Here is a 25,734-nt window from a genome sequence, read left to right as displayed (position 1 = left end):
AAAAATGGCTCATATGCCTCGTAATTATTTCGTGGCGTAAACTCAAAACTCAACGTTCAAAGCTTGAATGTAATAAATACTGGAAACTACACAATATGCGCTCACCAAAAAAAATTCAAAGCACGCAAACTAGCCCAGTTCTTAACGCCCAAGGTGTTAAAGTTTACTACGGTGATTTTCTGGCGCTTCAGGAAGTCGATATGGAAATTCCTGAAAGAAAAATCGTCGCCTTTATTGGCCCTTCAGGATGTGGAAAAAGCACCTTCTTGCGATGCTTCAACCGGATGAACGATCTAATACCTGGAGCAAGGGTAGAAGGCCAGATTAATTACCAGGGTAAAAACATTTATGATGGCAAGATTAATCCGGTAAAAATCCGCCGTCAAGTGGGAATGGTATTCCAGAGACCGAACCCTTTTCCAAAGTCAATTTACGAAAATATAGCCTTTGGCCCTCGTGCCAATGGTTATAAGGGAAATATGGATGAACTGGTAGAGCAATCGCTGCGACGAGCTGCGCTTTGGGATGAGGTGAAAGACAAGTTAAAAGAAAAGGGTACAGCTTTATCTGGAGGACAGCAGCAGCGGCTGTGCATTGCACGAGCGATCGCCATGAAGCCAGATGTTTTATTGATGGATGAACCCTGTTCTGCTCTCGACCCAATTTCAACTCAGCAGGTTGAAGAACTTTGTCGCGAACTTAAAGAACACTACACCATGATTATGGTGACTCACAATATGCAGCAAGCCTCGCGAATCTCAGATTTAACTGGCTTTTTCAATACAGAAACAGATGCGAGTGGCAAGCGGAGAGGAAAATTAGTCGAGTTCAGTCCTACCGAAGAAATTTTTGATTCTCCTCGTACTCAAGAAGCTAAGGCTTACATCAGCGGTAAGTTTGGTTGAGTCATGACAGTAAAAATGCCCGTTATTGCAGCAAGTCTTAGTGAGGATTTTGATGAGCAAGTGGCAATATACTCCCAAGCAAGGGATGCAGGCGCTCGCGCAAGTTCAGCATTATCTTGTTAATGCTTTGCAAGCTATTGGACAATGGTGCCAACAACCGATAAGAAGTTGGTGGAAGGGACGTTCTCTATGGCGCTTTGTATCCGTGTTTTTGGTAGGAGTTGGCTTGAGCATGGCGATCGCTGCTTGTGGCAGCAACGCTAACTCAGCTTCTAAGGGTGGAGACGTAAAATTATCCCTTGTCTCCTATTCGGTTACTCAAGCAGCTTACGAGAAGATCGTACCGAAATTTGTAGAAAAGTGGCAAAAAGAACATAATCAAAACGTCACTATCGAGCAGAGTTATGGCGGATCTGGTTCCCAAGCTCGTGCTGTCATTGATGGCTCGCAAGAAGCAGATATCGTCCATCTCTCACTTGCCCTTGACACCCATAAAATTGAGGAAGCCGGTTTAATTGAACCCGGTTGGGAAAGAAAATCTCCCAGAGGTGGCATTGTTACCCGTTCCGTCGTCGCTATTGTTACCCGCCCTGGCAACCCGAGAGGCATCAACACTTGGGAAGACTTGACAAAAGATGGTCTGAGTATCATTACCGCTAACCCCAAAACATCTGGTATTGCTATTTGGAATTTCCTGGCTTTGTGGGGTTCTGTGACTCAAAAAGGGGGCGATGAAGCTCAAGCCCGGGAGTTTGCAACCAAAGTCTATAAAAACGTCCCCGTGCTAACCAACAATGCGCGTCAGGCGAGCGATATATTTTTTAAGCAAGGTAAGGGAGATGTCTTACTCAACTACGAAGACGAGGTAATTTTGGCTCAGCAGAATGGTGAGAAACTACCTTCTGTGGTACCCGACGTTAACATTTCGATCGACAACCCTGTCGCTCTTGTAGACAGAAACGTAGATAAACACGGCACCAGACAAATTGCACAAGCATTTGTCGATTTTCTTTACACAACTGAAGCCCAACAAGAATTTGCGAAGTTAGGATATCGTCCCGTTAATCCTAACGTGGTAGCAGAAGTAGCTCAGAATTATCCCCAACTCAAAACCCTCTTCACCGTTCAAGATTTGGGGGGTTGGGATGATGTCCAGAAGAAATTCTTTGCTGAGGGGGCAATTTTTGACCAAATTCAGGTTGCTGGCAAGATATGAGCCTGCTGATTACACAAGGGCGAGTCCAGCGCGTGCATCCCACTTTTGTAAAACGCCTGACGAGTAAACTCTAGGCGATACAAACGAAGGCTGCCTAGGCAGCCTTCTCCCGATTGCAGGTTCGCGTGGTTAGGCGCACATCCGGGCGCTCCTACAGATGATAAATTTTCAAAAATGGGATGTACGGATGTCAGGACGCGATCGCTACTTTTTCCCCTCGTCATCCCACTTAGCTGAGTTTGTCTACCCAGCCTGGAAAAGATGGCTTGAGAAAGATTCTGACCATCAACCATTTAATCTCGACACATCAACTGTAGATTAATTGCCTAAATTTTACAGCTCTTGGGAATTGGACAAGAGCGCCTGTACATGGCAATCTTTCCTCTGCTCCTTAGTGCCTTGTAATCAATGCGTAGCTAGGCTCTCGTGAGTTATTTTCCGAGTGGAGTTTCCCATCGAACCAGCCAGCCTCATCCCTCAGGTAGAAGTGTTCTTAGTTTTATGGTATTAAATGTACAGTAACTTGAGCGATTAACCGTAGATTCAAGGTATTCATCTAAACCTAATTCGGTTTGTTTATCAAGGGAACCAGTACTTAAGGAAAATGGGGAAAGAGTCGCTATGAGTATTTTGATTCAAGACGTATCTAAACGATTTGGCTCCTTCCAGGCGGTTTCAGAGGTGAATTTAGATATTAAAAGTGGCTCTTTAGTGGCGCTTTTGGGACCTTCTGGATCGGGGAAATCCACTTTATTGCGGCTGATTGCTGGCTTAGAGGCTCCAGACAGCGGCAGAATCAGAATTGCCGATCGGGATGTGACTCAGCAAAGCGTGCGATCGCGCGGCATCGGCTTTGTGTTTCAGCACTATGCGCTGTTTAAGCACATGACCGTCCGCCAGAATATTGCCTTTAGTCTAGAGTTACGCAAAGCGCCCAAAGTCAGGATTCGACACCGGGTAGAGGAACTTTTAGACTTGGTGCAGCTTAATGGGTTTGGCGATCGCTACCCATCTCAGCTTTCTGGGGGACAGCGGCAACGGGTGGCTTTGGCGAGAACCTTGGCTGTCGATCCCGAAGTCTTGCTGTTGGATGAGCCATTTGGAGCTTTGGATGCCAAAGTACGTAAAGAACTGCGAGCTTCGTTGCGACACTTACACGAACGGGTGAATGTCACCACCGTTTTTGTCACCCACGACCAAGAAGAAGCAATGGAACTTGCCGATCAAATTGTGGTGTTTAACAAAGGTCGGGTAGAACAGGTCGGGACTGCCGCAGAGATTTATGACCATCCAGCAACCCCGTTTGTGATGAGTTTCGTTGGCCCGGTGAATGTTCTACCAAGTTCTGCTGGTATTTTTCGCTTATCAAAGTTGGACTCGCCAACTTCTCATGTGTTTTTGCGTCCCCACGATGTCGCGATCGAGACTACGCCTGAGGAAAATGCTGCCCCAGCTAAGGTCAACCGCATTGTGCATCTAGGTTGGGAAGTTCAAGTTGAGTTGAGGTTTAAGGATGGTCAGGAAGTGACAGCCTATCTGACGCGCGATCGCCTGAACCAGTTGCAGCTGCAACCCCAGCAGCTAGTTTATGTCAAACCTAAACACGCCAAAACGTTCCCTGCATACTCATTAAATTGAGGCATAGGACAGCAACAACGTTACTACTTGGTGGTGCCCTTACTCAGAACACAACTCATGGGGTTGAGAGGAGCTGTGAAGACGAAATCAATCACTCCAGCTCCCAGCAGTGTAACGGCAAGGCTGAAAGCTATCACCCAACGGTCTGTCGGTTCGGAGGTATCCTCATCGATGGCATCGCGGATGGCAAAGTAATCCCCAAGAGCAATTAACACCGTCACCAGACCAACCAGGAGAACCGTAAACCTAATTTCCAGCCATTATTGGGACGGTGTGCCTCCCTTGGTGTGGAAGTTGCGAAGGCGCACGATGACGCCGAAATCCATCAGAGCGATCGCAGTCTGCTTCCACACCTAAGAAGTATTCTTAGAATCCCCCGCTTTATCGGCGTGGGGAGAATGTCAATCGGATTAAATTTCGTAGTGCCAGAATGGCTGTTGCTCTTGCAGAACAATGAAGCGATGAGGCAGGCGCTGAATAATTCCCCGCTTCTCAAATTCATTGAGCAGTCGCGTCACCGTGACTCTGGTAGAACCGATGAGTTCGGCAATTTCCTGGTGTGTCAAGCGCAAATCGATCTGTTTTCCTTGCTCGATTTCACGCCCAAACCTTTTCGCCAGCCAAGTTAACAGTCGCAGGAGGGAAGCGTCCACCGATTTGCAATGCAGAATCTCTATGAATTCTTGAAATTGCTGAATATGCAGAATCATAGACTCGGTGGCTTCGTGACACTTGCTAACCGGCAGAACTTTTACCTCTACCAGCGTTAGGCATTCAATTTGATAAGGGTTAGCCTTGGATAGCACTCTGCCAACAATATCTCCTGGTCCCCATAAACCGAGCGTGATGGTTGTGCCGTCTTCGAGCCAGGTTACGGTGCGAACTACCCCAGTCTCAATTTGCCAGAGATAATTCTGCTCTAAGGGTAATAGAGAGCGCCGAGAAAATGTACGTCGCTTCAGGTGAGCAGAGCTAGGTAATAAAAACGGGGAAGCAGTCATGGATAGTCATCCAATTTTAAAACAGCTACGAAAATCCAGAGCGATCGCAATTACGGTTGCCGAACGCTGGTTGCGGGGATGCGTTGAAGAGGTTTCACCCAAATATACTATATTCCGCTAGGAAAACTGTGGATTAAAAAAAATAAAATTGTCGCATTCCCGAAGTTGTGCGGCAATTGATAGCACGGTATGCGAACAAGAATTGCTTGACTCGCTGGAATTGCCCGATTATTTGGGTGCAATTGTATTGATTGACTCTGTGCAGTCAAAAGCTGTGCAGTCAAAAGATGATGACGCGATCGCTCTAATGTACGATGCGGCTACAGGGGGCGGTTACGAGATAATCGGCTCATAGTAGAAAGCAAGGCTGTTGAAGGGAAGCGTTTAGATGTCCGAGCCATTACTCATCGTCGATGTGCAATCTGGTTTTATCAACGACTTCACGCATCATATCCCGGAGCGTGTTGTCCGCCTTCTCCAGCGTCACGAGTACGCGCCAATTCTGTTTACACGCTTTATCAATGTGTCCGACGGACCGTACTATCGCTTTCTGAACTGGCACGGCTGCGATAGCGACGCAGAAACAAGCCTTGTCTCGGAACTCGAATCCTTTGCCAAACCAGAACTTGTGTTCTCAAAGTCGGGACTGTGCGGAATGCCAGACAACCTGGTGAACTACCTGCGCGAAAATTCGATTGAGCGGATTTCTGTCGTCGGTATCGATACCGATATGTGCGTGTTGAAGATTGCAATGGATCTGTTCGATATCGGCATTGAACCACTTGTACTGACTGATTGCTGCGCCAGTACAGCCGGTTTGCAAGCGCATTTGGCGGGACTAGCGGTACTCAGCCGCAATATTGGTGCCCAAAGGTTGCACGATGCGGGTCTTGGAGGAGGCATGCTAGCTGCGCCGTAGAAGCAGCAGATAAATAGTTCGGTTAGTAAAAAGACGCGAGAATTTTCCCTCTATAGAGACGCGAGAGACGCGAAGCAGCACCGCTTCGCGTCTCTACAATCTATGCAACCGAACGAATCATCTTATTTGTTTTTCTGGAGGGTTTTCGCTTGCTCCAGCGTGATTTCTTTCAATGACTGATAGGAACTAGCATTTGATGCCCCTTCAATCGCTTTAACAGCCAGATCCTGAACCTGCTTGAGGGCTGAATCGAGTTGTTTCGAGAGACTGAGAATTCGCGCATCCTGATTGCGAATCGTCTCCTCTAACGACTGAATTCTCTGTTCGTGCAAACGCTTTTGCATTTCCACATCTTTAGCATACAAATCAGACTTAATTTTGGTTTGGTAATGGGCAATGCCTTTGCCTTCTTCCTTGGCTTTTTTGATAGCCGCTTCCAGTTCCTTAGGAAATACTTCTACCTTAGCTTTCGCCTCATCATATTGTTTTTCTCGTTCAGCGATCGCTTTCTCCCGCTCATCCCACTGTTTCTCTTTTTCTTGCTGAAATTCTTCCAGTTGCTTATACAAACCTTTCTTGGTTTGATCGTACTCGTCTTGGTTGATGTTGCGTTGGAGTTCTAGATCGTACTTATACTCTTTAGCATCCCGCTGTCTTGTTTTAGCTTGCGTCTCATTGCGCTCCTTAATCGAGCGTTTACGTTCTTCTTGCTCTTTGAACCAAGCGTTTTTTTGCTCTAGTGTTTCTTGTTCTAAATTTTCACGTCTTTGGCTAAGTTCCTCTTCAAAAGTTTTGGAACTTTCTTCATACTGTTGGATGAGCGTATCCAACATTCCTTCTGCGATTTCTAAATTATGCAGTTCTTCTAATTCTTGAACCTCTGTAGCGACAGAACCCCTGAGTTCTTGCAGCTTAGAAGCTTCTAACGTCAGTTTCTCTGACAACTCGCTGACAGCACTCCCGAATCCTAATTGCAGCTTCGCTAGACTTTCAATTACTCGATCCATTTTTTGTTGATCCGCAGCAGCCTGATTCATTGTTATCCTCGATTCCAATGGTTGTTTATCTTTAATCGCTGGCAGGTTACTTTGATTCAGTTGCTTCAGTTGCGAGTCTAACGCTGCTTTCTCTTTACTTAATTCCTCATACGCCGCTAAGATTTCAGCCTTGGTGTTTTTGTCGTTGGGCTTTCTTGCCATTGATAATCTCCTATTTTTGAGAACCGCTATTTATGGAGCCAGCTAGAAGCGAATTTCTAATTTCTCTTTTCGGTACCTGTCAATTTAGCGGAGGAATTTTCAAAGGCTCTCATGGCAATATCTTGTGCTTGCTTCAAGGCGGCTTGAAGTTGGGCAGTCATTTCTGCTATTTGTTCCGATTGTTTTTGAATTGTCTGCTCTAGGGATTGAATTTTAAATTCATTCGCCTGTTTAGTCGCTTCCCACTCTTTTTCATACAAATCAGCTTGCACTTTAGCATCTTGGTGAACGTCTTTAATTGCCTCTTCCCTAGCTTTTTTAACAGCGTCCTCCAATTCTTTAGGAAATCCTTCTATTTTCTGTTGATGCTCTTTAAATTCTGCTTGGCGCTTTGTTAGATTACTTTCTCGCTCTGACCACTGTTTTTCTTTCTCTTTTTCAGATTGTTGCAATTCCCGTTCCAGGTTCCGCTTAATTTCTTCGTACTCATCCGTCTCTATTTTCCGAGTACGTTCTAAATCGTATTGATATTCTTCAACTTCCCGCTGGCGTTCGGCAGTTAATAGAGCATTTTGTTCTTGGAGTGTCGTTTCAAATTCTTCCTGCTCTTTTTGCCAAGATTTGCGGATGGTAGACTGTTGTTTTTCCAGTGCTTCCCGTTCGCTGGCGGTTTTTTGTTCAAGGGATTTTAGGTTTTCTTGGTGTTCTTGCGTCAAGATGTGTAGCGCATCTGCGACGACTCTGACTTGCTGAAGTTCTTGTAAATGTTGCGTTTCAATATCTAACGCTCGTTTGAGTTCGTCTAACTTTGAAGTTTCACCTGTTAATTTTGAGGACAATCCAGAGACAATACTGCCAAACTCTAATTGCAGCTCGGCTAAACCTTTGACAATACGGTCGATGGTATAAGTGGAAGCTGCTTGAAGAACTTCTTTGTTCTTTTCTTTTTCTGCTTCTTGTTCCTTAGTTGCGATTTTTGACTCGATTCTTTTCTTGTCTGCAATTAGTTGTTTGAAGGCTTCTAGAATCTGTTCTTTGCTGTCTTTGGATGCCACTTTATTCATGCTTTCTCTCCATAAAAAAGTTGCTCGGTTGTAGGTAAATTTCCTACAGCAGAGTGTCGCAATCTAACCGGGAACACAGCCTTTAAATAGAACATTTGTTCTATTTTTAGTGCAATATACTCAAGGAATTATGGCATTGTCAAGGGAAAATACGCCGGGAGACAGGTGTATAAAAAGTTACTTCCTGTAGATGGCCTGAGCAGGTAGTCGCCCATACCAACATTTCAGCAGGCACGGCAATGCCCTACTCCTGCACCAGGAAACGAGAAGGTGAGGTGGGGATGAGAGTTAGTAGGTTGATTGGGTAAGGGTTTGGTGAATTTGGTCTAACACTTCTGCCATCGATAGGGTGGGCACGCGCAGAATTTTGGTAGCGATCGCGCTGAGGATTTCCGGCAACTCTAAGGTAGGTTCATCGACCCCATCATTTTGATGCTCAAGCACCAAAATCGGCGGCAGAAAAGGCATCTGTCTCAAGGAAGCCAGCGCCTCCATCAAGGCTGGATTTAGCTCCATGTCTGCCAGATCGATCAGCAATAAATCAACGTTTTGCTGTTGAAGTTGCCGCAATACTTCAGTCCAAGAGCGCGAAAGTATACTTCTAAACCCGGCTTTTTGTAGGTAGTGAATCAGAGGCGATGCCTTCGAGCTGCCCCGCTGGGGTTTCGCGAACAATCGAGGGTCGAAGGCTTCGGTGGTCGGGTAGCGATTGACGCTTGCCGACAAATCCATCAGCGATCGCGCATCGACGACTAAAATGCTTGGCTTACAGCTCATCCCGACGGCAATCTGAATCACCTGCAATAAGGCGGCGGTGTGATCGTTCCCATCTCCTGCCAAACAGGGAAAGACACAAAGACTGCTCACTTGATTTGCCGCCTCAGTCGTCGGGCGATCTAGCGTTACTAAAGGTAGAGAAGCTAGGGTCGTCTGTGAGGCAAGTTGTTGGAGATAGGCAAGCGGATCTTCTAGACCCCCACCATCGAGGATAACGACATCCGGCTGCCAAACGCGAGCCAGAAGTTCTGCCTGCTCTAGATCGTCGGCTTCTAGAACCCGGTGATTTGGCGAGAGTCCCAATGCGGTGGGCGAAAATTCTATCGCGGCTTGCTCAAGAGAAGTGAGATGTAAAATCGTCAGGCTGACGTTGGTGCATTGCTTTGGCTTGGTTAAACAAGTCAGGCTGTGGCGTAAAGTTTCCGCCTGGACTGGCAGCGTTAAAAAGCCATCTGCTCGGTTGGAGGCGGCTTGCTCTTTTTCGGCGTTAGCGGCTGTCACGATGACTGGAATGTGGCAGGTTTGGTCGTCTGATTTGAGCAGAGTCAGCACGTCCCAGCCGGAAAGCAGGGGCAAGCACGGGTTGAGCAGTATGGCTTGTGGCTGAAATCGCCGTGCTTTTTCGAGGGCTTCTGTCCCGGAACGAGCGATCGCAGCTCGATAGCCTAAACTGGTGAGTTGCTGAGTGAGATGGTCGATGTACTGGGGTGCGGCTTCAACGATCAAAATCAACCGATTGCGGTTCAAGGATGAACGATGGGGAGTGAAGGATGCATCCCGATTTTTTTGAGCCTTCATCCGGCTTCCTTCCTCCTGGCGCGTCGGGGGAATCGGAGGAAGTAGCAGGGTAAACTGGCTTCCCTCACCGGGTTTGGAGATAAAGGAAACATCCCCACCGTGCAGACGAGCCAAACCTTGGGTTAAAACCAGCCCCAACCCCGTCCCGTCAAAGCGGCGGGTCATGGGGTCTTCTAGCTGTTGAAATTTTTGAAAAATTAGATGTTGTTTTGCCTCTGGGATACCAATGCCAGTGTCCCAAACAGTAAAAGCAATCCAGCCTTCCCACCGACTAACTTTCAGTCCAATTTCGCCGCCCGCTTCGGTAAATTTGAGGGCGTTGGAAAGCAGGTGCGTGAGCATCTGGCGCAGACGCAAATCGTCCGCCACAATCGTTTCTAATCCAGGTTCGATACTGAGTGTAAAAGCCAGTTCCTCTTTGGCGTTGCTGACTGGTTCATGCCCCGTCGCCGGTTGGTCTTTCAAGGTCTGGAGTTGTCTCGCTTGAGATAAGGCGCGATCGCACACTGTCAGAAGATTCACGGGTTCTGGCGACAGTTCCAACTGCCCCGTCTCCATGCGGGTCAAATCTAAAATATCGTTGACCACCGTCATCAACTGACGCCCACTCTGATGAATCAGCTTTGCATAGCGTTCCTGACGCTCGTTCAGCTGTCCCAGTACCCGATCCTTGAGCAAGCTGGATAAACCCAGCACGGAAGTTAGGGGAGTCTTCAGTTCGTGGCTGATACAGGCTAAAAACTCATCTTTCATCCGGTTGAGTTGCACCAAATCCGCATTTTTAGCCGTTAGTTCCTTGGCAACCTGCTGCTGTTCCGTGATATCAGTTGCCATCACCAGCCATAAGTCAGTGCCGAGTGCTGAAGATTGCGGGTCAGGATTCAGTGAAGAGGAAGAAGCGGGAAGATAAGAATTTCCTCGGAACTCCTGTAGTGGGGTTTTGCCTAAGGTTTCGAGAAGTTCTAACTCAGCCCCGTTCTGCCACAGGGGAATTTTGACAAACTGCCAAATGCGCTCGTTGCTCTTTTTCCAGGTTCTAGAAGGTTGGGTTGCTGAGGAATTATCGAGAGGGTTATTTAGAGTCAGGGTGGCTTCTGTCGCTGACATCACGCTGGCAGAATCACCGCTAACAGAGGCTTCATCTGCACCCAAATCGGATCGGTTGCTTTGCTTTGAAGGCTCCCATCGCCGAGCAGGCTGAATTTCCTGGGCGCTAGAACTTCCGGCGAATATCTCGCTCCACACCGAGGGCAAGGAATCTAATCTGGCAGGTGCCTCTTGCTGTACTACGGGTGGGTTAAAGCTTTCCCCAATCTGCTGACGCCAAGTTAGGTTCTGGGCGATCGCTTGTCCAGAACTTGTTTGCAACCTTAAAGGCAATGGCAGTTGTTCCAACAGTTGCACTAAGGTTTTGTGCCCGCCGTGCGATTGCCCCACTTGTCCCCCTGTCGGCTTCTCCGCAGCAGGGCGTTGAACTGTGTTTGTTGCGACTGACCAAGGGAAGGGCGGTTTGCGTAGATGTCCGGATGCCTGGAGGGCGGCTTCTCGGAGCGGGGTTGCTTCCCGCAAGGCGATCGCGTCTTCTTGGAGTTCTTCTGGGGTATAGGCTTGGGAAGCTCTCTTCTGACTACTGCCGATGCCCCATTCCTCGCTGCCTTCGGCGGTTGCCATGAATTTCAAGATCCGCTGGCTATCTAACAAACCCAAGAATTGATGAGTGGGATCGACCACAGCCCAATGTTGCGGTATTTGGGAATTGTATGAGCATAAATACCGCCTAAATTCCTTCAAAGAAAGCTGACTCGGTAACGTTGTCAACTGTTCAATCAGAGGAAAATTCAGATGACACAGGGGTTGCTGTAAATCCAGCGTCAAAGGAGCAACCAAATAACTTTCTTGGCCGAACGAATTTGTTACTAGAAGATGAGGCATGATTGCCCGCAGATTGATGACTCCCAGTGGATGTTGTTGTTCGCTGACCACCACCAGGCGATCGCAACTACCAGAGCTAAAAATCTCCAGCACCCTCACCAATGCCACTGTTTGCTCGCAAACGGGAACTGGCTCGATAAATTCCTTTAAACTGGGAGTGGATATGGACATGACCAACCTGGCTAGGGGAAAGTGCAACAAGAACGCACGCAGTACGTCGCCGCTCGAATTCATCGCTGAGGCTCAGTAGGTGCGGAGAGCGCTTGGGTTTTTCCCTGCCTACAGCCTATAGGTATTTAAAAAGGAGTTGACAAAGGTTGAATTTCGTAGAGCTAGTTTTAAAAAAGCAAAAACAAGGTACTGCTCAATTATGCCTCGGTCGAGGGGGCTTCTTGAGCCTACTAATTACAATTAATAACAATTGGATTAATGATTAAATTAATATTAAGTAGTTAATGAAGAATGCCGGTGAGAGATCCTCCTCCTGAGCGATGTCTCCAGACAAACAGTAATTTAATTTCTACTCTAGAATAGTTAAAGTTTTGCATCATCCGCTGTCTATTTGTACTTTTGTGCGCTCGGAGTCGCTGGCACAGTCCTTACGCGATTCATTGTGCAGCGAATCCCCCAAAGAAGCGATCGCAGTAGAACATCGCTATCTTCTAAACCAGATATCGTCCTTACCGGAGTTGTTTGACTGGGTTGAGCAGTACAAGCAACAAATTGATTGTTTGGTTTTACAAGAAGACTCATCGTTGCGCCCCCTCGTCAATCGTTTGTACGAACAAGGCATACTGCTGCCAGTTGTGATTTTATCTGGGGTAGCAGACGAAGCCAGTCAGGGATCGACCACCCTAGAGGGGCAAAATCCCCCCCGTACCGCCCCGAATTCTACCCAAGCCTTGGAGACTTACATCTACCACCCTGGGGAAGTTTATGTAGCTGCAACCGAAGCGGACAAGATCGCGCGGTTGATTGAACAGGCGATCGCTCAGTTTCTTACTCTTGCTCCCACCTGTCTCCTGCCAGATCGCTCCATCACCGTCGATCCCATCACCGAGTTGCATACTCAAAATTTTCTCATGCTACAGCAGCGACGGCTGTCTGAAAAACTTAAGGAGCGATTAGGATACTTGGGTGTGTACTATAAGCGAAATCCACAGTCTTTTTTCCGCTATCTATCCCGAACCGAGAAGCAAGAACTTTTACAGCAACTCCGAGCAGAATACCGCAAAATTGTTCTCAGTTACTTTTCCACAGAGAGTACACTGAATCAAATAATCGACCAATTTGTGACAACGGCTTTTTTTGCCGATCTCTCTGTTTCTCAAATTGTTGAAATTCACATGGAATTAATGGATGATTTTTCCAAAAAACTGAAATTAGAGGGGCGGAGTGAAGAAGTCTTACTGGACTATCGATTGACTTTAATTGATGTCATTGCTCACTTGTGCGAAATGTATCGCCGTTCCATTCCTAGAGAGTCATGAGTTTGCGCTTTAAGCGATTCATTTAAAGCAGACTCCGAAAAAAACTTAGACTTTAGACAATCCCGATTTCCCACTCCAAAACTCTTACCCTAATCCCTAAGCTATGAGTGCGCTAAAGAAAACTTATGTTCTCAAGCTCTACGTTGCTGGAAATACTAGCAATTCTGTACGAGCTTTGACAACACTCAAAAATATCCTCGAACACGAGTTTCAAGGTGTCTACGCTCTCAAAGTGATCGATGTTCTCAAAAATCCGCAACTGGCAGAGGAAGATAAAATATTAGCCACACCCACCTTAGCAAAAGTATTACCACCTCCAGTCCGCAAAATCATTGGGGATCTTTCAGATCGGGAAAAAGTCTTGGTAGGGCTAGATATTCTCTATGAAGAACTTGCTGAAGCCGAAGCGGATTTATAAACTTTAATTCGGACTGGAGACTTTAGACTTTAAACTGTTGTAGGTTTCCTAGCCCGTTTCTGCAAGTAGAGCCAATTTTTGCGACGGAAGAGCGATGAGTAAAACTAATCCGATTGAGCCACAAGCCGAATTGGCTCCGGTGGGAGTACAAAAAATCCGGACGATGATTGAAGGCTTCGATGATATTAGTCATGGAGGCTTACCTTTAGGGAGAACTACCTTATTCAGTGGTACTTCTGGAACTGGCAAGACATTATTTGCCGTTCAATTTCTTTATCATGGAATTGCCTATTTTGATGAGCCTGGGGTATTTGTTACCTTTGAAGAATCTCCTACCGATATCATCAAAAATGCCTCCAGTTTTGGTTGGGATCTGCAACGCTTAATTGATGAAGGAAAGTTATTTATTCTGGATGCTTCACCCGATCCGGAAGGGCAGGAAGTCGTCGGGAACTTTGACCTTTCCGCCCTAATTGAGCGGATTCAGTACGCCATTCGTAAATACAAAGCCAAGCGGGTTTCTATCGATTCTGTCACCGCTGTTTTTCAGCAATATGATGCTGCTTCTGTGGTACGAAGAGAAATTTTTCGCTTAGTAGCTCGCCTCAAACAAATTGGCGTCACTACGGTGATGACGACGGAAAGGCTCGAAGAATATGGCCCGGTGGCGCGGTTCGGAGTAGAAGAGTTTGTTTCCGATAACGTGGCAATTGTCCGCAACGTTTTGGAAGGAGAACGCCGTCGTCGCACGATTGAAATTCTTAAACTTCGTGGCACCACTCACATGAAAGGGGAATACCCTTTCACCATGACCAATAATGGCATCAATATTTTCCCGCTAGGAGCGATGCGGCTTACCCAGCGTTCTTCTAATGTCCGGGTGTCTTCGGGTGTCAAAACCCTTGACGAAATGTGTGGAGGTGGATTTTTTAAAGATTCTATCATTCTGACAACGGGTGCCACGGGTACTGGCAAAACGCTTTTAGTCAGCAAATTTTTGCAAGTTGCCTGTACGAACAACGAACGTGCCATTTTGTTTGCCTACGAAGAATCTCGTGCCCAACTGTCTCGCAACGCCTACTCTTGGGGCATTGATTTTGAGGAGATGGAACAAAAAGGATTGCTGAGAATCCTTTGCACCTATCCAGAGTCGGCTGGGTTAGAAGACCACTTGCAGATGATTAAGTCGGAAATTGCTGAATTCAAGCCGTCTCGCATTGCCATTGATTCGCTTTCGGCATTAGCTCGAGGCGTCAGCAACAACGCCTTCCGGCAGTTTGTGATTGGTGTTACAGGTTATGCCAAGCAAGAGGAAATCACTGGCTTTTTTACCAATACCACAGACCACTTTATGGGTTCCCACTCGATTACGGATTCCCATATTTCTACCATTACAGACACGATTTTGATGCTGCAATATGTGGAAATTCGCGGTGAAATGTCCCGCGCTATCAATGTCTTTAAAATGCGGGGTTCGTGGCATGAAAAAGGCATCCGCGAGTACACGATTAGTGATGCAGGAGCTGAAATTAAGGATTCGTTCCGGAATTACGAACGAATTATCAGTGGTTCTCCTACTCGGATTGCGGTTGATGAAAAGAGCGAACTCTCCCGAATTGTCAGAGGGATGAGGGAAAACACTGACGATACAGAAATCTAATACTGCTTTCAGCATCTGGAATCGGTAACGACTCTATCTTTAGGCTTATATCCGAAGATATACGGATATAAGCATTTTCTCACCCACAACCCGGAGTGCGGTCATTTTTCCTAATTTGGAAGCAGATTGAAAACGGTTAAATCGCCTAGAAGCCTTGATTTTACGAGAAAATCCAGAATTTATTGTCTTGAGAATTTCAGTCTTCTTTACAGAAACTTTATACTTCTGCGGTCAGCTCTCTTTTTATTTAAAGCTTAAGTAAAGATAAGCTCTCAGCCATAGCAATATTTTTGAAGGAAAGATTAAATATAAAGAACATCAGTCCGGATATTTACGGAGTTACCCGAATCTTTAAGGCTGGGGTACTGAAGAATACAAAATAGTCGCTTTCATCCAACCACAGCCTAGGGGAGGAGATTGAGTCAAATGCCGACCTTAAAAAAATCTCAACTTCAGTTAAACAATTTTCAACTGCTCAATGAGATATTTTTCCCGAAAAACTATGAAGCTGATTCCAGATTGAATCTGAAGCAAATCTGGGAGAAAGCTGCACTGCAATGGGAACAAACTACCCCTTCTCAAAAAACTCCTAAAGAAATTTGGGAGAATATTCCGACAGGCAAACATTTTGATTCGATTTTGGATCTGGGTTGTGGATATGGCAGACATGCTGCCTATCTTTCAAAACAAAAAAAAATTACCTGCAATCAGTATTACGGAATAGATATTTCCGAAAATATGCTGCGTCGGATGTTGACCTTTCATAAGGCATACAATTTATTCTCTTCATCGGATTTTTCTTTGATTTGTATGCCAATGGGTCAGTTGCCCTTTGAGGACAATTCAATAGAATTTGTAATCTCAAGTAGTGTTTTTCTTCACCTAGAAAAACAACAACTCAGCAAGAACCTGGCAGAAATTGCTCGTGTCATCAAGCCAGGGGGAGTCTTTATTTTTGAGGATTTATTTTACAACCGATACTGTCCGGCAAATATTCTGGATAACGTTTTGAGGAAAGTCAGGAAATCCGGACTCAATTTAGCCGATTTAAAGCAATACTCGTTGCGGGAAATCAACTGGCTGCTGAAAAATTCCCAACTCTCGCAAAAATGCCCCCAATACACGATAAAACCCCATAAATCTGCCCTGCTACCAGAACAACTGAGGGGAGTTGATATTTCTGCTTCGCCAGATATCGAGCGGGAAGTGAATCCTTCCAAATTTTTAAAAGGGATTTTGGCGAGTGGTTATTGCGTTTACTCGAAAGGTTAAAGTTTAAAGGCTAAAGAAGAGACGCGATCGCGCCTCTTCTTTTTGGAGCTTTCAACGAGCATGGAGGGATTCGAACCCCCGACCCTCAGAACCGGAATCTGATGCTCTATCCACTGAGCTACATGCCCTAATAACTTGAATAGTATAACATTTTTTGGGATTTAGCAATTCGGGCATTCCAGATGCTGTTACTTTACGGTAAATTGGTCAGCGGTTGGGCGATGCCTCTCAAAGAAAATGATTCGCTTTGCACCTGACGCCAGAAGTCTTCATTTTGATTGCTCCTGGTCTATATCAGCCTTTTTTTTGCTGCTGAATCGGAATCTCTATAATAAACTCTACGCCCTGTAAGGGTGACGAAATACAGCGAATCTGTCCCCCGTGACGTTCCACCACAATCGAGTAGCTGATAGACAATCCCAAGCCAGTGCCAGCTCCCACCGGCTTCGTCGTAAAGAAGGGGTCAAATATCTTCTTTTGCACTTCCTCTGTCATGCTAGGCCCATTATTCCCAATCCGGATTGCAACCCGATCCTCCTCTACAACAGAGGTGCGAATCCAAATCGTAGGTGATTGTTCATGATTCATGGTTGATTGTTCATGGTCATGACCCGCGAACGATAAACCACAAACCTCTTCTAAGGCATCGATTGCATTACTGAGAATATTCATAAATACCTGATTCAACTGACCTGCATAACAGGCCACTTTAGGCAGGCGAGCAAATTCTTTAACCACCTCAATCCCCAATCGGTTTTTCTGGGGTTTGAGCCGATGCTGCAAAATTAACAAGGTAGATTCAATGCCTGAATGAATATCTACTGGCTTCATTTCTGCTTCATCCAAGCGCGAGAAGTTTCTCAATGACAGCACAATAGATTGGATACGTTCGGCTCCTACCTGCATAGAAGATAAGATTTTCGGGAAGTCTTCTTTCAAATATTCCAATTCAATTGTCTCAATCTCCCGCTGAATTTCTGGAACTGGATCGGGGTAAAACTGCTCATACATCTGTATAAGATTGAGCAAGTCTCGCGCATAGTCATTTGTAGGGGCAAGATTGCCGTAAATAAAATTTACTGGGTTGTTAATTTCATGGGCTACTCCTGCCACCAGTTGCCCAATACTAGACATTTTTTCTGCCTGAATCAGCTGGGCTTGGGTGCGTTGCAATGCGCTTAAAGTGAGTTCTAGCTGTTGTGCTTTCTCTCGTTCTCGCGCTTCTGCTTGCCGCAGCGCCTCCAGATTAGATAACTGAAGATGAAGGTTGATGCGTGCTAGAAGTTCATTTTTCGAGATTGGTTTAATGAGATAATCGTTGGCACCAGACTTAAATCCTTCTACTAGGTCTGATACTTGATTTTTGGCAGTTAACATCAAAATGGGAAGTTCGTTCAGCGAATACTGTTCGCGAATTTTCTTGCAAACTTCATAGCCAGTCATGCGCGGCATCATTACATCCAATAAAATGATGTCAGGTCTTAACCCCTGCGCGATCGCTGCCAATGCTTCTATGCCATTAAAGGCTTGAGTTAAGGAATAGTTTTGCTCCGATAGATAGTTGACCAGCACCTGTACGTTAACTGGCTCATCATCCACTATCAAAATCTTGATGTCGCCACTTTGGGTTGCAAATTGCTGTTTAGCAGGTTGCAGGTTTCCAAGCCGAGGTTTCAATTCTTTAAACTTAAACCTTTCTTCAACCTTCAATTCTTCAACCTTCACCTCTTTTGAGAGGGGTAGGGTAAACGTAAATTGGGAACCAACGCCCATTTGAGATTCTACGCAAATTTCTCCATTGTGCAATTCCACTAGCTTTTTAGTAATCGCAAGACCAAGACCAGTCCCTCCATAAATTCTTGCTGTTGAGCCATCAGCTTGTTCAAAAGATTCAAAGATTTTGCCAAATTTCTCTGGGGGGATACCAATTCCCGTATCGGCAACGGTAATCGCTAGATAAGGTAAATATTCAGCGTCAGAAGAATCTTCCTTCTGTCCCTCCTCGACCACAGATGCCGACACTTCTACCACACCAGAATCTGTAAATTTAATAGCATTACCGACCAGGTTGTAGAGAATTTGTTGCACCCGATCTTCATCAGCATTAACAGACGGTGTATTTGGAGCAATTTTATTGCTCAGGTGCAAAGATTTTTTACCAATTAGAGGCTGGCTGAGAGTCAGCACCACATTGGTAATTTCTCTCATTCCCACCGGCTTGATTTTAAGTGGTAGATTTCCATGTTTCAGTTTAGAAAAATCAAGGATATCGTTGATCAAATTGGATAGCCGGTGAGCGCTCGATACTACCATTGATAGATTATAAATTGTCTTCTCAGGCAAATGCCCCGTTACACCATCTATCAAAGATTCGGTAATGCCAATGATGCCATTAAGCGGGGTGCGGAGTTCGTGGGAGGTATTTGCCAGAAACTCGTCTTTTAACTCCTCCATCCGTTTGCGTTCTGTAATGTCTTGGAATCCACTCAGCATTGCTTGCTCGCCGTTGAATGCGATTGGCTGAATGGATAAATTAATCCAAAATGGCGTTCCATCTACCTTTTTTGCCTGAAATTCGTAGTTGCGGACGTACCCATTTTTAGCCAGTATCTTCAGCAACTCTTTTCGAGCCTCAGGATCGTAATGAAACTCTTGTGCCTGACGACCTATCAATTCTTGTGTGGATAGACCCAAAGTTGAGCTACACGCCATATTCGCATACAGAATTTGGCTGTCAGATACACGACTTATCAGTAGAGGAACCGGAGTAGTTTCGGCAATCAATCGAAATCGCTCTTCGCTTTCGCGTAAGCGATTTTCTGCCTGCTTGCGCTCGTCAATTTCTTGCTTGAGGTCAGCATTTAATGCTGTCATCTCATCATAGAGTTTGGCATTCTCTAGAGAGATAGCAATTTGAGAAGACAGCATTTCCAAAACTTTCAATCGGTCAGGTGTAAAAGCATTAGTCGTCAGATTGTTTTCAAGATAAAGCAGACCAATTAGATGCGTTTGCTTAATAATGGGAAGACATAATATAGATTTAGGCTGATATTGTAAAACGTAAGAATCTGATTTAAATAAGCCTTGGTTAGTGGCATCGTTTAAAACTAAATTATTCTTCGTTCTTTTTACATAATTGACAATAGCAGGAGAAACCTTCTGACTGGATTCTACGGGAATAAATTGGAGAACAGTTACCTCAGCCCGATCAACTTCTCCCTCAGCAGCGATCGCTAAGTTGCCTGATTCTTCCAGAATGAGAAAGCCTTTCTGCGCTCCAGCATTCTCAATCACAATTTTCATCAACTTTTCTAACAACTTGTCTAAAACGATCTCACTCGCTAAGGTTTGGCTGGCTTTCACGACTGTCGTTACATCCAACAATCCCGAATCGCTGCCAGTACTAGAAGAAATTATGTTGCTCACACCCCCAGCTTTGCCGGTTACAGATACTCCGGAAAAGAACTGCGGATATTTTTCTTCCACATGATTCACTTTAGCGATCGCGCCCCATTTAAGATAGCCATAGTGAGCTTCCAGAATATGGGCTTTTGCCAGCACAGTGTATCCTTTACCGAGAAAGAACTTTGCCGCTAGTTCATTGGCTATCGCTTCGTTCTGGATATAATCATTTTCTCTAGCTGAGTTAATTGACTTTTCATATAAATCCAAAGCCTCCCCCTCTTTGCCGGTAATTCGCGCTATTTCAGCGGACATTAGTAAATATTTGTGCAAAAAGTTGTCTGGGCAAGCTTCAGACCACTTCCTCATCTTTTCTAGATTTATCAATAGATTTTGCATTGCCTGCTCTTTCTCTACTTCCAGCAAAGTAGGATAAAGAGCTGTTTGAATTAAAGTAGAATAAAAATAATGTTCTGGTATCATGATGGTCGCAAAGGGAATCGAGATCAGTGTTTCCCCTTCTGCGATCGCTTTCATCGCATCATCATATTCCTCGTATAAATAAAGTAGTTGAGCCTTTAAAATACAATAAGTAACATAAAGAGCTGGAACTTTTTTCAATTCATCCCAATGGTCTTCTTCTTTAAAATTATTATCGTTAAAACTTGTTTTTTGTTCTGTTTCTCCTTTTAAACTTAAAACAAACTTTTGGATGACTAAAAACATATCAACAAAAGAGCGTATTTTCTTTTTTGATGTAAACTCTAAATATTTTTGGGATTCTTGATAAACTTCATCCAAATTATCTCCTTTAAATGTTAATTTAACAGCTCGATAGTAACCTGAATAAGTAGCCCATTGAAAATCGCCAATTTCAATTCCGTCCTGAAAACCATTTTTTAGATATCCCTCACACTCTGTCCTCAAATGATTTTTCCAATGACTAATATACGAACCAAAAATCATGTTGAGTTTACATTTGAAAGTTATATTATTAAATTTTTCATTCACTTTTAAGGCTAATTCACCATATTGATAAGCTGATTCAAACTCATCTCTTCCTGCCAGAGTCCATCCATAGGACATATAGGCAAAAGAAGTAACATTTGAATTGCCATATTTTAAAGATATATTCACCATTTTTAACATTATTGAATCAAATATATGCTTCCCAATAAATCGGGCAGGCGGAGTCATATTTATAAGAATCTTGGTAGCAGCTACTTTCTCCAAATCGGTCATATCTGGCGCATCAATCAAATCTTTAACCTCTCTCCCTGCCAGATTAGCTTTAACCTTTTGGGTCTCAGATTCTATTAGTTTCCTTAGTTCCTTTTCACCATCGGGGAGAGAGATACCAAATAACCTCAATCCTGCTTTACCGATTTCAATCGCTTCTTTAGTTTTCATCAAGTTAGTTGTATATATGATGATTTTCATGATATATACACTTGCTTTTTCTAAATTAGACGCGGCTTTATTTAAAATAATTTCAAAAAACTTTTCACATTCATCAATATTTCCGTTCAGGTATTCGCATTCTGCGCGTTCTTTATAAAGAGATAGTATTAACGGATACTGGAATTCCCAGTCTTTCTCGCAAAGCAGTTCCATTCCAGCAGTTATATATTTTAATGCCGGTTCAAAAGCTGTAGATAGCTTTGCTTTTTTACCAGCCGTTAGATTTAAATTTGCTAGTTCATATTTTGCCTCTTGATTAGTTATGATATCTTTGCCGCAATTAAGCTGATTAACTATATCAAAAATTTTATCTTCTAGTTCTTCTCGATCTGTATTTTTAAGTAATAGCTGACCTACTTTGAGATGAACCTGTTGTTTATCAGTTTCTGGGATTAAGGAATAAACTGCCTGCTGTACGCGGTCATGCAGAAATTTGTAGGCAACAGCTAAATCATTATTGAGAGAAACATTTAAAGTATCTTCTGTATAATCTTGAACGTATTTATATGCATTCCCAATGGGTAGAATCAGCCCTTCCTTAAGGGCTTCCCTAAGTTCAACAGAAGTTTCTACCTGAGACTTTTCATTAACAATCGATAAAACTTTTAAATTGAATTCGTTGCCAATACAAGCTGCAAGTTTTAGGGATTTCTGAGTAGACTCAGACAGCTTTTTAACTTTTATCACCATTAACTCAACTACATTATCCGTGATTTGCATTCCTCGAATTTTTTTCAGATCCCACTGCCAACATCCCTGTTTTAGGTTAAAGTTAAACAAATTTTCTTCATAAAGAGATTTTAAGAACTGAGTTAAAAAGAAGGGATTACCATTAGTTTTATTAAAAACTAACTTTGCCAAAGAATTCGTTTTTGTTGATTCAGATTTAAATGTGTCGGCAATTAGTAAATTAACATTGTTAATAACTAAAGAGTTAAGAGAGATATTATTTACTGCAATATTGCTCTTTTTCAGTTCGTCCAATGTCAGCATTAAAGGATGAGTTGCACTCACTTCATTATTTCGGTAAGCCCCAATCATGAGTAAGTATTTACTATCCGGATCGGTCATTAGCAGATAAATTAATTTTAATGAGGCTGAATCGGCCCATTGTAAGTCATCTAGAAATAAGACTAGGGGATGGTCTTTTTTCGTAAAAACACTGAGAAACTTTTGAAAAACTAAATTTAATCGATTTTGGGCTTCTGTCGGAGCAAGTTCCGGAACTGGTGGCTGTTTGCCGATAATGAGTTCCACTTCTGGAATTACATCAATAATGACTTGACCGTTGCAACCTAGAGATTCTAATAGTTGTGTTTTCCAAAAGTCTATTTTTTCTTGGGTTTCTGTTAAAAGTTGTCGAACTAATTCTTGAAAAGCTTGAATTAAGGAAGCATAGGGAATATTCCGTTTAAATTGGTCAAACTTGCCGGAAATAAAATAGCCTCTTTGCCGTACAATTGGTTTATGAATTTCATTAACTAAAGCTGATTTACCAATTCCAGAGAATCCTGAAACTAGCATCATTTCAGTCGAGCCAAGGCTGACTCTTTCAAAAGCTGCCATTAGAGAAGCAATTTCAGAGTCTCGACCATAAAGTTTTTGGGGGATTTGAAATTTATCAGAGATATCGTGTCTACCGAGTGGGAAATCGCTAATTTTCCCTGTACTTTCTAGATGGGTTAGACAAGTCTCTAGATCGGCCTTGAGTCCAAAGGCACTTTGATAGCGATCTTCAGCATTTTTAGATAATAATTTCATTACGATGTCAGACACCGCTGGTGGAATGTTTGGATTCAGATGATTGGGTGGAATTGGAAGGCTGGCAATATGGCAGTGAACTAACTCCATCGGATCGTTAGATTGAAAAGGCACCCTTCCAGTTAGCATTTCGTAAAAGGTGACACCTAAGGAATAAAAGTCGGTACGATAATCAATGGAGCGATTCATTCTCCCCGTTTGTTCTGGTGATATGTATGCAAGGGTGCCTTCTAGCAAATTGGGGTTGCCAATCATCTGGTTTTCTCTGGACAGACGCGAGGCAATGCTAAAATCGGTAATTTTTACCAATCCCGTTTCCGGATTAATAAGGATATTTTGAGGCTTAATATCCTTATGAATAATGTTATTTTGATGGAGTTGACTAATTGTTTCTGAAACATTAATAATTATTTGAATAATTCTTTTTAAATCAATTTTGTTTTTCAAGAGAAAATTTTGTAGCGAATCTCCTCCAAAATCTTCCAAGATTAAAAACAAATATTGATTATATCTTTCTAGTTCTAAAGGTTTAACAATTCCTGGGATAGGTAAGTTATAAGCAATTTCATATTGATGTTTAAGCTTGGCAATTTCCGTGAGAGCTGGATACTCTTGCCAAAGACTCTTAACAATAACAGGTTGCTCATCATGATGGCGATATCCTCGATAAACAACGGTTTTTGTTCCCTCGTAAATTTTTGATGTGATTGTATAACCTGGAATTTTTAGCATAATTTGGTTTGTGTCTCAACTGGTAACTAGAGTCAAATACAGTGTTCGACTGGTCAGGAATATGCCAGGGTATTTATACAGTAATCGTTCGCCAAAGTGCAAAGTTAATAATCTGGCTACAAATGTTGCTGTCAGCCTATCTTTGGTATAAGGTTAGCCACAAAAGTAATGACGCAGACTAAATTTAAACGGGGAATCAGTGTAAGAACTTCTGTATTTAAATGTTCAATCTGCTGGCAACACAGCGTCAGAATCGCTGATTCTGCTCTTGATGCCTGAAAAACAATCCAGCTTTGCTGTTTTCTGGGCATAGTGGTCTACCAAGGCCGTGAGTATTCTGATTGTACAGAGTGACGGCTGTGGCATCACTCTGTAGTAGAAACAAGCAATATTAAAACTCTTAATATAACCAATCTTTACGGGTAAACGGCAATTTCCACGCTTTATCTGCTCGTCGCCGCAATAGGACTTGATAAAGCCCCATGTGGTTCTGTTCAAAGGCAAGAGCGAAACCGATGAGATAGAGCCGCCATAATCGGACTTTACGTTCGCTGCTGAGGGCGATCGCTTTCTCCATCACTGCATCCAAATTAGCTGCCCAACAGCGCATTGTTTTAGCGTAGTGCATCCGCCAAGCATCAACATCGACAATCTCCCATCCCGTCTCTTCAGCGACAGCTAAAGAATCGGACAGCCTGGACAGCTCTCCGTCTGGGAAGATATAACGTTGAACAAAGCGTTCGTTGAGGCTGGAACCGTCCCATTTTTCTGACGCGGTGATGCCGTGATTGAGAAACAAACCCTCAGGCTTCAAGGTAGAGAAGGCACTCTGAAAATAAATCGGGTAGTTTTTAATTCCTACGTGTTCAACCATCCCAACTGAAACAATTTTGTCAAAGGTTGGCGTTTGGGGTAAGTTTCGATAGTCGAGAAGCTCGACTTTTAGCTGGGTGTCCAAACCTTCTTTCGCGATCGCTTGTTGGTTAAAAGCCAGCTGCTCTTTACTCAGAGTAATGCCATATCCCTTCACTCCGTAATGAGTTACAGCCCAGCGTAGCAAAGCTCCCCAGCCACAGCCAATATCTAATAAATATTCGCCGGGTTTTAATTGGAGTTTACGGCAGATCAAATCAAGCTTTGCCTGCTGAGCTTCTTGCAGGCTCATCTGAGGATGTTCAAAATAGGCACAAGAATAGACGAGTAAAGGATCGAGCCAAAGACGGTAAAAATCATTGCCAACATCATAGTGATATTGAACAACTGCCAAGTCGCGATCGCGACTATGAGCGATCAATTTCTGCCAAGGTGATTTCTCTGGCTGCGATAAAGGCAATTGGGGTAGACTCAGTGCTTCCATCCAAGCTTTGATTGCTGTGCTGCGATCGCATTGGGAAAAGGAAAGCGCTTCTAAGAGCATCAGATCGTCGATGTTACCTGTAAAGTCCAAAAAGCCCCGAAGGTAAGCTTCCGCTAGAACCAAAGGATCTTGACTCAGAATTAGCGTCCGGATGACTCCGGGATGATGAATCTGCAAAGTGAGTTGAGGAAGCAAGTCATCAAAAGTTTCATTGGTCATTATCTTGTCTGTCCCCCAGCAATCGATGCAGAATTTCAGAGGCAGGAGAGAAAACCGTTCGCTCAAGATATCTCGGATGCCGGTAGGAACAGAAGAATATGGCATAGTTGATTTAGCGTGTTAATGGTTATGTGTCAGTAGCAATTGGGGATTTTAGATTTGCTCTCACCAAACGGTGAGGCAACCTTAGCCTGACGATGTAGAGCAACAACGCCGAAATGGTACTAATGATGAGTTTTCAACTCAGCACCATTCATATCTACAGAGGAATAACCATTAATCACTAACAGCGCGTGAAATTTTTCTACACCTGTCTAATCGCAGGCGAGACAACTGCGCGATCGCAGATTCGCCAAAGTTGCATAAACATAGCGGTAGAAAATCTAGCAATTCTCTATCGGATACAGTATGGTTTAACCCCACCCCAACTCCTGCCCGCTTTTCCGGGAGGGATTCAATATTCCCTCTCCGTTCACGGAGAGGGGTTGCGGGTAAGGTTCTTTATATTGCACT

General features: G+C 44.0%; 18 protein-coding genes and 1 tRNA gene. 10 read left to right on the top strand and 9 right to left on the bottom strand.

The features are described 5' to 3' along the window. Positions 1–95 precede the first annotated feature (95 nt). Both pstB and NDI33_RS09435 read left to right on the top strand, forming a co-directional pair. Positions 96–905, top strand: coding sequence for a phosphate ABC transporter ATP-binding protein PstB (gene pstB, locus NDI33_RS09440; protein WP_190676551.1), 810 nt, complete (start codon positions 96–98; stop codon positions 903–905). Between the two features lie 52 nt (positions 906–957). Then, positions 958–2,121 carry a sulfate ABC transporter substrate-binding protein gene (locus NDI33_RS09435; RefSeq protein WP_190676549.1) on the top strand — a complete coding sequence of 388 codons (1,164 nt, stop codon included), beginning with the start codon at positions 958–960 and terminating at the stop codon, positions 2,119–2,121. Here the strand turns inward: NDI33_RS09435 and NDI33_RS09430 are convergent. Further along, on the bottom strand, positions 2,100–2,414 hold the full coding sequence (locus NDI33_RS09430) for a hypothetical protein (protein WP_190415951.1): 315 nt from the start codon (positions 2,412–2,414) through the stop codon (positions 2,100–2,102). The two genes, NDI33_RS09435 and NDI33_RS09430, sit on opposite strands and share 22 nt — an antisense overlap. A 328-nt stretch (positions 2,415–2,742) precedes the next feature. Here NDI33_RS09430 and NDI33_RS09425 point away from each other — a divergent pair, with 328 nt between their 5' ends. Then, positions 2,743–3,759: a sulfate/molybdate ABC transporter ATP-binding protein gene (locus tag NDI33_RS09425; RefSeq protein ID WP_190415950.1), complete on the top strand. Its 1,017-nt coding sequence runs from the start codon at positions 2,743–2,745 to the stop codon at positions 3,757–3,759. A 23-nt stretch (positions 3,760–3,782) separates the two neighbouring features. Here the strand turns inward: NDI33_RS09425 and NDI33_RS09420 are convergent, their stop codons facing one another. Together NDI33_RS09420 and NDI33_RS09415 are read right to left on the bottom strand one after the other, a co-directional pair. Beyond that, a complete protein-coding gene (locus NDI33_RS09420) occupies positions 3,783–3,974 on the bottom strand; it encodes a hypothetical protein (RefSeq protein WP_199302484.1) in 192 nt (63 codons plus the stop codon). Positions 3,975–4,169: 195 nt separating this feature from the next. After that, a complete protein-coding gene (locus NDI33_RS09415; protein WP_190415949.1) occupies positions 4,170–4,760 on the bottom strand; it encodes a Crp/Fnr family transcriptional regulator in 591 nt (196 codons plus the stop codon). Here NDI33_RS09415 and NDI33_RS09410 point away from each other — a divergent pair. The 3 genes from NDI33_RS09410 to NDI33_RS09400 are packed head-to-tail and all read left to right on the top strand — an operon-like array spanning position 4,759 to position 5,679. Continuing rightward, complete coding sequence (locus NDI33_RS09410; protein WP_277878406.1) at positions 4,759–4,881, top strand: hypothetical protein; 123 nt, start codon at positions 4,759–4,761, stop codon at positions 4,879–4,881. The two genes, NDI33_RS09415 and NDI33_RS09410, sit on opposite strands and share 2 nt — an antisense overlap. 27 nt (positions 4,882–4,908) lie before the next feature. After that, positions 4,909–5,115 (top strand): hypothetical protein, encoded by a 207-nt coding sequence (locus tag NDI33_RS09405; RefSeq protein WP_190676547.1) that lies wholly within the window; start codon positions 4,909–4,911, stop codon positions 5,113–5,115. Positions 5,116–5,148: 33 nt separating this feature from the next. Next, complete coding sequence (locus NDI33_RS09400) at positions 5,149–5,679, top strand: isochorismatase family cysteine hydrolase (RefSeq protein WP_190676545.1); 531 nt, start codon at positions 5,149–5,151, stop codon at positions 5,677–5,679. Between the two features lie 122 nt (positions 5,680–5,801). Here NDI33_RS09400 and NDI33_RS09395 read toward each other — a convergent pair whose 3' ends face one another. The 3 genes from NDI33_RS09395 to NDI33_RS09385 all read right to left on the bottom strand — a co-directional run bounded on the left by NDI33_RS09395 (position 5,802) and on the right by NDI33_RS09385 (position 11,620). Then, positions 5,802–6,878 (bottom strand): hypothetical protein, encoded by a 1,077-nt coding sequence (locus tag NDI33_RS09395; RefSeq protein ID WP_190676543.1) that lies wholly within the window; start codon positions 6,876–6,878, stop codon positions 5,802–5,804. A gap of 56 nt (positions 6,879–6,934) precedes the next feature. After that, positions 6,935–7,942, bottom strand: a complete 1,008-nt coding sequence (locus NDI33_RS09390) for a hypothetical protein (RefSeq protein ID WP_190676541.1) — start codon at positions 7,940–7,942, stop codon at positions 6,935–6,937. Between the two features lie 288 nt (positions 7,943–8,230). Further along, positions 8,231–11,620, bottom strand: coding sequence for an ATP-binding protein (locus NDI33_RS09385; protein ID WP_190676539.1), 3,390 nt, complete (start codon positions 11,618–11,620; stop codon positions 8,231–8,233). Between the two features lie 371 nt (positions 11,621–11,991). On the opposite strand from NDI33_RS09385, the gene NDI33_RS09380 reads away from it, so the two are divergent. The 4 genes from NDI33_RS09380 to NDI33_RS09365 all read left to right on the top strand — a co-directional run bounded on the left by NDI33_RS09380 (position 11,992) and on the right by NDI33_RS09365 (position 16,289). After that, a complete protein-coding gene (locus NDI33_RS09380) occupies positions 11,992–12,939 on the top strand; it encodes a circadian clock protein KaiA (RefSeq protein WP_190676537.1) in 948 nt (315 codons plus the stop codon). 103 nt (positions 12,940–13,042) lie between these two features. After that, the gene (gene kaiB / locus NDI33_RS09375; protein ID WP_190415941.1) at positions 13,043–13,357 is read left to right on the top strand and encodes a circadian clock protein KaiB; all 315 of its coding nucleotides are present in this window, start codon (positions 13,043–13,045) and stop codon (positions 13,355–13,357) included. Between the two features lie 94 nt (positions 13,358–13,451). Continuing rightward, entirely contained in the window at positions 13,452–15,017 is a 1,566-nt protein-coding gene (gene kaiC / locus NDI33_RS09370) for a circadian clock protein KaiC (protein ID WP_190415940.1), read from the top strand. A 426-nt stretch (positions 15,018–15,443) separates the two neighbouring features. Next, positions 15,444–16,289 (top strand): class I SAM-dependent methyltransferase, encoded by an 846-nt coding sequence (locus NDI33_RS09365; protein ID WP_190437325.1) that lies wholly within the window; start codon positions 15,444–15,446, stop codon positions 16,287–16,289. A gap of 55 nt (positions 16,290–16,344) precedes the next feature. Here NDI33_RS09365 and NDI33_RS09360 read toward each other — a convergent pair. The 3 genes from NDI33_RS09360 to NDI33_RS09350 all read right to left on the bottom strand — a co-directional run bounded on the left by NDI33_RS09360 (position 16,345) and on the right by NDI33_RS09350 (position 25,326). Then, positions 16,345–16,417 (bottom strand) — tRNA-Arg (locus tag NDI33_RS09360). A 166-nt stretch (positions 16,418–16,583) separates the two neighbouring features. Beyond that, the gene (locus NDI33_RS09355) at positions 16,584–23,645 is read right to left on the bottom strand and encodes an ATP-binding protein (protein WP_190676535.1); all 7,062 of its coding nucleotides are present in this window, start codon (positions 23,643–23,645) and stop codon (positions 16,584–16,586) included. A 400-nt stretch (positions 23,646–24,045) separates the two neighbouring features. After that, positions 24,046–25,326 (bottom strand): class I SAM-dependent methyltransferase, encoded by a 1,281-nt coding sequence (locus NDI33_RS09350; RefSeq protein ID WP_190676533.1) that lies wholly within the window; start codon positions 25,324–25,326, stop codon positions 24,046–24,048. Positions 25,327–25,734: the final 408 nt, after the last annotated feature.

It is taken from the genome of Trichocoleus sp. DQ-A1 (assembly GCF_039961955.1).
GTDB lineage: Bacteria > Cyanobacteriota > Cyanobacteriia > Cyanobacteriales > FACHB-T130 > FACHB-T130.
This window is presented reverse-complemented; position numbering and strand designations above follow the sequence as displayed.

What these genes read in the sequence shown, in the direction of transcription:
- NDI33_RS09355 (WP_190676535.1), bottom strand. Translation starts at nt 23,645, where the DNA reads ATGCTAAAAATTCCAGGTTATACAATCACATCAAAAATTTACGAGGGA.
- NDI33_RS09350 (WP_190676533.1), bottom strand. Translation starts at nt 25,326, where the DNA reads ATGCCATATTCTTCTGTTCCTACCGGCATCCGAGATATCTTGAGCGAA.
- NDI33_RS09395 (WP_190676543.1), bottom strand. Translation starts at nt 6,878, where the DNA reads ATGGCAAGAAAGCCCAACGACAAAAACACCAAGGCTGAAATCTTAGCG.
- kaiB (WP_190415941.1), top strand. Translation starts at nt 13,043, where the DNA reads ATGAGTGCGCTAAAGAAAACTTATGTTCTCAAGCTCTACGTTGCTGGA.
- NDI33_RS09385 (WP_190676539.1), bottom strand. Translation starts at nt 11,620, where the DNA reads ATGTCCATATCCACTCCCAGTTTAAAGGAATTTATCGAGCCAGTTCCC.
- NDI33_RS09390 (WP_190676541.1), bottom strand. Translation starts at nt 7,942, where the DNA reads ATGAATAAAGTGGCATCCAAAGACAGCAAAGAACAGATTCTAGAAGCC.
- NDI33_RS09415 (WP_190415949.1), bottom strand. Translation starts at nt 4,760, where the DNA reads ATGACTGCTTCCCCGTTTTTATTACCTAGCTCTGCTCACCTGAAGCGA.
- NDI33_RS09430 (WP_190415951.1), bottom strand. Translation starts at nt 2,414, where the DNA reads ATGGTTGATGGTCAGAATCTTTCTCAAGCCATCTTTTCCAGGCTGGGT.
- NDI33_RS09425 (WP_190415950.1), top strand. Translation starts at nt 2,743, where the DNA reads ATGAGTATTTTGATTCAAGACGTATCTAAACGATTTGGCTCCTTCCAG.
- NDI33_RS09365 (WP_190437325.1), top strand. Translation starts at nt 15,444, where the DNA reads ATGCCGACCTTAAAAAAATCTCAACTTCAGTTAAACAATTTTCAACTG.
- NDI33_RS09410 (WP_277878406.1), top strand. Translation starts at nt 4,759, where the DNA reads ATGGATAGTCATCCAATTTTAAAACAGCTACGAAAATCCAGAGCGATC.
- NDI33_RS09435 (WP_190676549.1), top strand. Translation starts at nt 958, where the DNA reads ATGAGCAAGTGGCAATATACTCCCAAGCAAGGGATGCAGGCGCTCGCG.
- pstB (WP_190676551.1), top strand. Translation starts at nt 96, where the DNA reads ATGCGCTCACCAAAAAAAATTCAAAGCACGCAAACTAGCCCAGTTCTT.
- kaiC (WP_190415940.1), top strand. Translation starts at nt 13,452, where the DNA reads ATGAGTAAAACTAATCCGATTGAGCCACAAGCCGAATTGGCTCCGGTG.
- NDI33_RS09400 (WP_190676545.1), top strand. Translation starts at nt 5,149, where the DNA reads ATGTCCGAGCCATTACTCATCGTCGATGTGCAATCTGGTTTTATCAAC.